Annotated in this window: 9 protein-coding genes; 3 read left to right on the plus strand and 6 right to left on the minus strand. The window is 72.3% G+C overall.

Translation table 11 applies throughout. The annotated features are described in order from the left end of the window. The 3 genes from GY24_RS16685 to GY24_RS16695 all read right to left on the minus strand — a co-directional run. A partial coding sequence (locus tag GY24_RS16685) for an ABC transporter permease (RefSeq protein WP_104477679.1) occupies positions 1 to 615 on the minus strand: 615 nt, incomplete at its 3' end. Beyond that, entirely contained in the window at positions 612 to 1,424 is an 813-nt protein-coding gene (locus GY24_RS16690; protein ID WP_104477681.1) for an ABC transporter ATP-binding protein, read from the minus strand. The genes GY24_RS16685 and GY24_RS16690, both read right to left, overlap by 4 nt. Positions 1,425 to 1,445: 21 nt before the next feature. Then, entirely contained in the window at positions 1,446 to 2,087 is a 642-nt protein-coding gene (locus GY24_RS16695) for a TetR family transcriptional regulator (RefSeq protein ID WP_233279434.1), read from the minus strand. Between the two features lie 153 nt (positions 2,088 to 2,240). Here GY24_RS16695 and GY24_RS16700 point away from each other — a divergent pair, with 153 nt between their 5' ends. Beyond that, positions 2,241 to 3,317: an App1 family protein gene (locus GY24_RS16700; protein ID WP_104477685.1), complete on the plus strand. Its 1,077-nt coding sequence runs from the start codon at positions 2,241 to 2,243 to the stop codon at positions 3,315 to 3,317. Positions 3,318 to 3,355: 38 nt separating this feature from the next. Here the strand turns inward: GY24_RS16700 and GY24_RS16705 are convergent, their stop codons facing one another. Beyond that, positions 3,356 to 4,390 (minus strand): quinone-dependent dihydroorotate dehydrogenase, encoded by a 1,035-nt coding sequence (locus GY24_RS16705; RefSeq protein ID WP_104477687.1) that lies wholly within the window; start codon positions 4,388 to 4,390, stop codon positions 3,356 to 3,358. Positions 4,391 to 4,459: 69 nt separating this feature from the next. After that, entirely contained in the window at positions 4,460 to 4,933 is a 474-nt protein-coding gene (gene nrdR / locus GY24_RS16710; RefSeq protein ID WP_104477689.1) for a transcriptional regulator NrdR, read from the minus strand. An 86-nt stretch (positions 4,934 to 5,019) separates the two neighbouring features. On the opposite strand from nrdR, the gene GY24_RS16715 reads away from it, so the two are divergent. Then, a complete protein-coding gene (locus tag GY24_RS16715; RefSeq protein ID WP_133161234.1) occupies positions 5,020 to 5,685 on the plus strand; it encodes a hypothetical protein in 666 nt (221 codons plus the stop codon). 28 nt (positions 5,686 to 5,713) lie between these two features. Here the strand turns inward: GY24_RS16715 and hisD are convergent, their stop codons facing one another. Continuing rightward, on the minus strand, positions 5,714 to 7,018 hold the full coding sequence (hisD, locus tag GY24_RS16720) for a histidinol dehydrogenase (protein WP_104477693.1): 1,305 nt from the start codon (positions 7,016 to 7,018) through the stop codon (positions 5,714 to 5,716). A 90-nt stretch (positions 7,019 to 7,108) separates the two neighbouring features. Between hisD and GY24_RS16725 the strand changes: the two genes are divergently transcribed. Then, entirely contained in the window at positions 7,109 to 7,654 is a 546-nt protein-coding gene (locus GY24_RS16725; protein ID WP_104477695.1) for a flavin reductase family protein, read from the plus strand. Positions 7,655 to 7,876: the final 222 nt, after the last annotated feature.

A 7,876-nucleotide genomic window follows, 5' to 3' on the forward strand; every position in this document is an offset into this window, starting at 1 on the left:
CATCAGCAGGCGCCCGCCGAGAACGATGACCGCGTCGAAGAGCACGGCGACGATGAGCGTTGCGACGATTCCGCTCAGCACCTCGGCGGCGATGTTGCGTTGGAAGCCGTTGATGAAGAGGTAGCCGAGGCTGGTCACGCCGACGAGCGAGCCAACCGTCACCAGACTCACCGTCGTCGCCGAGACGACGCGGAGCCCCGCCACCAACACCGGTCCGGCCAGCGGCAGCTCGAGCCGCCAGAACAGCTGCCAGCTGGAGAAGCCGACGCCCCGGCCGGCCAGGCGCACGTCGTCGTCGATCGAGTCGAAGGCGTCGGCGCTGGAGCGCAGCATCAGCGCCAGGGCGTACAGGCTGAGCCCCACCACGATGTTGACCGGGCTGGTGAAGCCCGTGCCGAGCACGGCCGGCAGGGCGATGAACAGGGGCAGAGAGGGGATGGTGAAGGCGATGGTGGCCAGGATGAGCAGGATGCCGCGCGTCGCGCGCACCCGGTTCGCCAGCAGGCCGAGCGGCAGCGAGGCCGCCAGCCCGAACAGGATGGGCAGGATGCTCAGCCCGATGTGAGCCAGCGTGAGCTGCCACACCAAGCCGAGGTTGGCGAGGAGCCAGGTCACGGCTCGAGCACTCCCGCCGCACGCCCCTGGGCGTCGACGACGACCCGGGCCCCGTTGACCTCGCGCACGTGCAGCCGCCGGCTGCCGCGGTCGGCGCCGATGAAGCCGGCGACGAAGTCATCCGCGGGGCCCGCGAGGATCTCGGCCGGGGTGCCGCGCTGGGCGACCTCGCCGCCCTCGCGCATGATGACCACCTGGTCGGCGAGCAGGAAGGCCTCGTCGACGTCGTGGGTGACGAACACGACGGTCTTGCCCAGCTCGCCCTGCAGGCGGAGGAGCTCCTGTTGCAGCTCGGCGCGCACGAGCGGGTCGACGGCGCCGAACGGCTCGTCCATCAGCAGGATGTTGGGGTCGGCCGCGAGCCCGCGGGCCACGCCGACGCGCTGCTGCTGCCCGCCGGAGAGCTGGCTGGGGTAGCGGTCGGCCAACGCCCGGTCCAGGCCCACCGTGTCCAGCAGTTCCAGCGCCCGCGCCCGGGCGTCGCGCTTGCGCACGCCGCGCAGCACCGGCACCGTCGCGACGTTGTCGATCACGGTGCGGTGCGGCAGCAGCCCGGAGTTCTGCATCACGTAGCCGATGCTGCGCCGCAGTTCGACGGGCCGCCTCCCGGCGACATCCGCCCCGTCGATGAGCACGCTGCCGGAGGTCGGGTCGACCATGCGGTTGATCATGCGCAGCAGCGTCGTCTTGCCCGACCCGGAGGAGCCGAGCAGGACGGTCGTGCTGTGCGAGGGCAGGACGAGGCTGAAGTCGCGCACGGCCACGGTGCCGTCGTCGAACGTCTTGCCCACGGAGCGGAACTCGATCATCGTGCGGCCGCCTGTTCTGCCCTATGCCGTTTCGGGACCGCCGTAGTAGGACACGAGGTATCCGTGCGCCACGGCGCGGCATTCCGCGATGAACCGGCTGTCGCCGTCGGGGTCGTCGCGGAAGGCGCGGGAGAGCAGGCCGTCGGCTATCTCGATCGCGACCTCCAGGCGGAACAGGAGCTCCGGCCCGCCGTCGAGGCCGAACTCGTCGCTCAGCACGGCGGCCAGGCGCACCGGGAACGAGTCATCGCCGGAGTGCGCCACGAGCTCCTGCTCGGCGTCGGCGCCGGCGACCGGGCCGCCCGCCACGCTCTGCCGCTCGGTGAAGTGCACGATGTGGAAGCCGGGCTCCGTGCGGTACAGGTCGACGAAGGCGGTAATCGCCAGGTCGATGGCCTGCCACCAGTTCTGGGGGGAAGAATCTTGGATGTCGAAGGCGACCCGCGCCCGAAAACGCGCCATTGACCGGTCGCGCAGCGCGGAGAGCACCGCGACACGGTCGGGAAAGTAGCGGTAGACGGTGCCGATGGATGCGCCGGCGTGGTCGGCGATCATGGCGGTCGTGATCCTGTCGAACCCCACCTGGTCCACCACATAGGCGGCAGAGTCCAGTAGGGCGTCCAGCCGCTCAGCGCTGCGCTGCTGGATGGGCTCGGTGCGCACCGCGCGCCCCGCCCCAAGATCGCTTGTTCCGGCTAATTTAGCTAGTGGCACTTCTCCTCCTTAGCGAACTTCGGTCTACTTTAGTGGCGCGGAGCAAGTCTCATGTACCCCGCGCGTGCAGGACGGGCCTCCTGGGCGTGAAAGACTGGACTCGTGGTCGACTCCAGCGAAGCGTGCAATGCACCCCAGAGCTCGGCCCCGCCCGCGCACCGGGCCGCCCGCATCGAGGACTGGGCGCACGCCCGGCGCGATCGTGCCGCCCGCAAGAGGGGGCACCGGGAGACGGTGATCCCCTACTCCGGCTACGGCGGCGACGGCTGGGTGCGCATCCTCTGCCGCGTGCTGCTCTCGCGCCCGGCCGAGCCGCAGCCGGCATCCGCCCGCGCCAGGCGCCGCGCCGAGCGCCGCGGCGCAGGCATGCGCGGCTGGCGCAGCTTCACGAGCGTCCCCGTCGGCTACGCCCGGGTGAGCGTCGACGTCGGCGGGCAGAGCTTCGAGCTGGTGGCCGACCGCGGCGGCGTCGTCGACACCGTCGTGCAGGTGGGCCTGACCCCCGGCTGGCACACGGCGACGCTGCGCACCGCCGAGTCGGCGGCGGTCGAGGCCCCGCTCAACGTCGTCGACCCCGCGGTGACCTTCGGCGTGCTCTCGGATGTCGATGACACCGTGATGGTCACCATGCTGCCCCGGCCGCTCCTGGCCGCCTGGAACACCTTCGTGCTCGACGAGCACGCCCGCATCCCGACGCCCGGCATGGCCGTGCTGCTGGACAAGCTGGCCAACTCCCGCCCCGGAACGCCGGTGATCTACCTCTCCACCGGGGCGTGGAACGTCGCGCCGACGCTCACCCGCTTCCTCTCCCGCAACCTGTACCCGAGCGGCGTGCTGCTCCTGACCGACTGGGGCCCGACGCACGACCGGCTGTTCCGGAGCGGCAGGGAGCACAAGCGGGACAACCTCAACCGCCTGGCGGCCGAGTTCCCGAACATCCGCTGGCTGCTGGTCGGCGACGACGGCCAGCACGACGAGGAGCACTACCGCCAGTTCGCCCTCGCCCACCCGGACAACGTGGCGGCGATCGCGATCCGCGAGCTCTCCCCGGGCGAGGCGGTGCTGGCCGGCGGCCGCTCCAAGATCGAGGACGGCTACGGCGGGGTGCCCTGGGCGTACGCCCCGGACGGCTCCGGCCTGGCCGACCAGCTCACCGAGCTCGGCATCCTCAAGCCCTAGTCCCGAGGCCCTGGGCCCCCAGCCTGGGCCCCCGGCGGCTAGCGCGTCCCGCGGATGCGGTCCAGGCCGCGGTTGATCTGGCGCGCCCAGAGCGGGCCGCGGTAGAGGAACGCGGTGTAGCCCTGCACCAGGGTCGCCCCGGCATCCAGTCGTTCGGCGACGTCCGCGGCGGTCTCGACGCCGCCGGCGGAGATGACGCAGAGCGTGGCGGGCACGTTCTGGCGGATGAGCCGCAGCACGGCGAGCGAGCGGGCGGCGAGCGGGGCGCCGGAGAGCCCACCGGCACCGGCGGCCTCGACGACGGATGCCGGCGTCGCCAGGCCCTCGCGGGAGATCGTCGTGTTCGTGGCGATGATGCCGTCCAGGCCGAGCTCGACGACGAGCCCGGCGATCTTCACCACCTCCTCGTCGAGGAGGTCGGGGGCGATCTTCACCAGCAGCGGGGTCGGCCCGCAGGCCTCCTTGACGGCGCTGAGCAGGGGGCGGAGCAACTCCAGCTCCTGCAGGCCGCGCAGGCCCGGCGTGTTGGGCGAGCTGACGTTGACGACGAGGTAGTCGGCCAGCGGGGCCAGAGCGCGGGCGGAGATCAGGTAGTCCGCGGTGGCGTCCTCGACCGCGGTGACGCGGCTCTTGCCGATGTTGACGCCGATGACGGGGCGGCCGGCCGTGGCGCGGGCCTTCCGGAGGCGCTCGCGGGCGCCGTCCGCTCCCCCGTTGTTGAAGCCCATGCGGTTGATCACGGCACGGTCGGGCACGAGGCGGAACAGCCGCGGCTGCTCGTTGCCGGGCTGTGCGTGCGCCGTGAGGGTGCCGACCTCGATGTGGCCGAAGCCGAGCTGTCCGAGGCCGATGACCGCCTGCGCGTCCTTGTCGAAGCCCGCCGCGACGCCGAACGGGGTGTCGAAGTGCAGGCCGAGCGCCTGCACCGAGAGGTCGGTGCGGGGGCGCGTGTAGCGGTGCACGAGCCGGCCGAAGCCCGCGGTCGGCAGCGCCTTGATCACGCCGAAGGCGAGGTGGTGGGCGCGCTCGGGGTCGAGCTTGGACAGGACGAGGGAGAAGAGTAGAGGGTACATGCCTGCTCAAGAATACCGGCAGGCGCGCCCCTGCCCGGACCGCGCGGACGCGTCGGCGGGCCGGCCGGCCTAGTCGACGGGCAGGGCGGGCTTGCGCCCGTGCTCCTTGCGCAGCTGTGCGATGGCGGCCTCGAAGTCCTCGAGCGATTCGAAGGCCTGGTAGACGCTGGCGAAGCGGAGGTACGCCACCTCGTCCAGCTCGCGCAGCGGGGCGAGGATCGCGAGGCCGATGTCGTTGGCCTCGATCTGCGACGCGCCGGTGGAGCGGATCGTCTCCTCGACCTTCTGGGCCAGGACGGCGAGGTCGGAGTCGGTGACCGGGCGGCCCTGGCAGGCCTTGCGCACGCCGGCGACGACCTTCTCGCGGCTGAACAGCTCGACGACGCCGTTGCGCTTGATGACGGCGAGGGTGGCGGTCTCCGTGGTGCTGAAACGACGCCCGCACTCTGGACACTGCCGTCGGCGGCGGATGGAGAGCCCGTCATCGCTGGTGCGCGAATCGATGACCCGGGAGTCGGGGTGGCGGCAGAACGGGCAATACATCGTGATCCCAGCCTAGCGGCTCCGCCGGCCGCTCGGCCGATACTGCTGCTGTGCCCTGGCCGCCGCGCGGCCGCTACAGTGTGACCATGACCGCGACGGGCAACGCAGGGCGGCGCGCCGATGCGGCGCTCCCCGACTGGCTGGTCGCCCACCCGCTCACCGCCGGCTGGCTCTGGCTGGCCGTCTTCGGCGCGCTCGGCCTCGTCGCCGGGGTGCTCGACTGGAGCGTCGCGGCATCCCTGCTCGTGGTCGCGCTGTTGGTGCTGCCGCCGGTCACGGCCATGATCGTCGTGCTGCGGGAGACGCCGCGGCGCACACTGGAGACCCACGGCTCGGTGCTCGGGCACTTCCTCACCCGCTACCTGGTCATCATCGCCGGCTTCCTGGCCTGGACGGCGTCGATCGTGCTGGGCGCCACCATCTCGACCTCGCTGACGCTCCTGGCCGAGGGCCGGGAGCGCGAGGTGCTGGGCATCGGCTTCAGCCTCGTGCTCGGCATCGTGCTCCCGACCATCGCGGTGCTCTGGGTCGTCTTCCTGCTGCGCTGCGCCTGGTTCCTGGCGAGAGTGCGCGGCTGGCGGCAGAGCCCGGGCAGCACCGTGGTGCCCGCCCGCATGCTGCTGCGCCGGCCGCGACTGCGCACGGTGACGATCGGGCTCGCCCACCCCGGGCTGTTGACGGCGACCGCGCTCGTCTCCGGTGTCGCCCTGCTGGCGGTCGTGATCTCAGACTTGACGCTGCTGCTCGAGTAGCGCCGGCTTCCCCCGCGGGGCGCAGCAGTTAGAGGAAGCGGGCGCTGATCGCGTCCCCGTGGGCGGGCAGCGCCTCGGCGTTGCTGAGCGCGAGCACGTTCTGGTGCACCTCGGCCAGCGCCTCCCGGCTGTAGCGCACGACCTGCTGCGGCCGCAAGAAGGTCGAGGCGCCGAGGCCGGCGGAGAACCGGGCCTGGCCGCCGGTGGGCAGCACGTGGTTCGACCCGGCCGAGTAGTCGCCGAGGCTCACCGGCGAGTTCGGGCCGAGGAAGATCGCCCCGGCGTTCTCGATGAGCTCGAGCACGGCCTCCGGATCCTCGGTCTGGATCTCGAGGTGCTCCGGGCCGAAGGCGTTGCTGAACGCCGCCGCCTCCTCGATGTCGTCGACGAGCACGAGCGCGGACTGCGGCCCGCTGAGGGCCGCGGTGACCCGGGCGCTGTGGGTGGTCGTCTGGGCCAGGCGCCCCAGCTCGGCCTCGACGGCGTCGGCGAGGGCGGTGTCGTCGGTGACCAGCACGGTGGCGGCCAGCTCGTCGTGCTCGGCCTGGCTGACCAGGTCGGCGGCGATCAGGGCGGCATCCGCCATGGCGTCGGCGATCACGAGGATGTCGGTCGGGCCGGCCTCCGCGTCGATGCCGGCCTGGCCGCGGATCAGGCGCTTGGCGGCGGCGACGTACACGTTGCCGGGGCCGGTGACCATCTGCACGGGGTCCAGGCCGATGCCGGCCACGCCGTAGGCGAGGGCGCCGACGGCTCCGGCGCCGCCCATGCCGTACACCTCGGTGATTCCGAGCAGTCCGGCGACGGCGAGGATGGTCGGGTGCACACGCCCGCCGAAGGCCGCCTGGGGCGGCGAGGCGAGCGCGATCGAGCGCACGCCGGCGGTCTGGGCCGGCACGACGTTCATGACGACGCTGGAGGGGTAGACGGCCTTGCCGCCGGGCACGTACAGGCCGACCCGGCCGACGGGCTGCCAGCGCTGGATGATCTCGGCGCCGGGGGCGAGCACGGTCGTGGCGGCGGGCGGAACCTGGGCGGCGCTGGCCAGCCGCACCCGGCGGATGGTCTCGAGGATCGCCTCGTGCACGTCCGGGTCGAGGCCCGCGACGGCCTCGTCGATGTGCGACTGCGGCACGCGGATCGACTCAGGGCGCACCCGGTCCAGCCGCTCCGCCTGGTCGAGCAGGGCATGCTCGCCGCGGGCCCGAACATCGTCGATGAGTTCGGCCGCCACCTCCAGCGCAACGCTCACGTCGGTGCTCGCGCGGGGCACGAGGGCGAGGAGTTCGGCGGGGGTAGGCTGGAGACCGCGCAGGTCAATCGTCTGGATCATGATCTGCCCAGTTTATCCGCACGGCCTGATTCGCACGGTCTCCGGGCGCCGTGGAATACGCGCCATGCTTCCACGCTTGAGAGAAGGCGTATGAACGCTTCCGCCGCAATTCCCGCCGACTCCCCCGACTCCCCCGCCTCCCCCGGGGCCATGCCGGAGGATCTGCACGCCTTCAAGCAGGCGTTCCGCCGGCATGCCGCGGGCGTGGCCGTCGTCACCGCCCTCGACCCGGACGGGCGGCCGGTCGGCTTCACGGCCACCTCCCTGGCCTCGCTGGCCGCCGTGCCGCCGCTGGCCACGTTCAACATGGCCCGCTCCGCCAGCGCGTGGAGGGCGATCGCCGAAACCGATCGGGTCGTCATCCACATGCTCGGCGCCCGCAACCGCGCCACCGCGCAGATCATGGCCCGCGACGCCTCCGAGCGCTTCATCGGCGACCACTGGCACACGGGGCCGCACGGCCTGCCCGTGCTGAACGATGTCACCGCGTGGATGAGCGGGCGCATCCTGGAGCGCGTCTCCGCGCACAACAACGCGGTCGTCATCGTGCAGGTCGAGGAGGGCGAGCTGGGCCGGGAGGACGCCCCGCTGATCTACCACGAGGGCGCCTACCGCACGCCAGGCGAGATCGTCTGAGGCCCATGCGCGCCCGCGCCCCGCGCACCCCACGCGCGCCCAGTTGCCGCAAATCGGCGGTGCAGCGAGGCGTAACCGGCAATTTGCGGCAACTGGGTGGGCATGTGCGCGCGGGCGGGCGGGGCGACTAGAGCAGGCAGTTCGGGCCGAGCAGGCTCTTCAGCTCGCCGTAGAGGTCGGCCGTCACCTTGACGGAGTGCCGCGGCAGCTCGAACACGCGGG

It is taken from the genome of Microterricola pindariensis, from assembly GCF_002936985.1.
GTDB lineage: Bacteria > Actinomycetota > Actinomycetes > Actinomycetales > Microbacteriaceae > Microterricola > Microterricola pindariensis.

What these genes read in the sequence shown, in the direction of transcription:
- hisD (WP_104477693.1), bottom strand. Translation starts at nt 7,018, where the DNA reads ATGATCCAGACGATTGACCTGCGCGGTCTCCAGCCTACCCCCGCCGAA.
- GY24_RS16725 (WP_104477695.1), top strand. Translation starts at nt 7,109, where the DNA reads ATGAACGCTTCCGCCGCAATTCCCGCCGACTCCCCCGACTCCCCCGCC.
- GY24_RS16715 (WP_133161234.1), top strand. Translation starts at nt 5,020, where the DNA reads ATGACCGCGACGGGCAACGCAGGGCGGCGCGCCGATGCGGCGCTCCCC.
- GY24_RS16705 (WP_104477687.1), bottom strand. Translation starts at nt 4,390, where the DNA reads ATGTACCCTCTACTCTTCTCCCTCGTCCTGTCCAAGCTCGACCCCGAG.
- nrdR (WP_104477689.1), bottom strand. Translation starts at nt 4,933, where the DNA reads ATGTATTGCCCGTTCTGCCGCCACCCCGACTCCCGGGTCATCGATTCG.
- GY24_RS16690 (WP_104477681.1), bottom strand. Translation starts at nt 1,424, where the DNA reads ATGATCGAGTTCCGCTCCGTGGGCAAGACGTTCGACGACGGCACCGTG.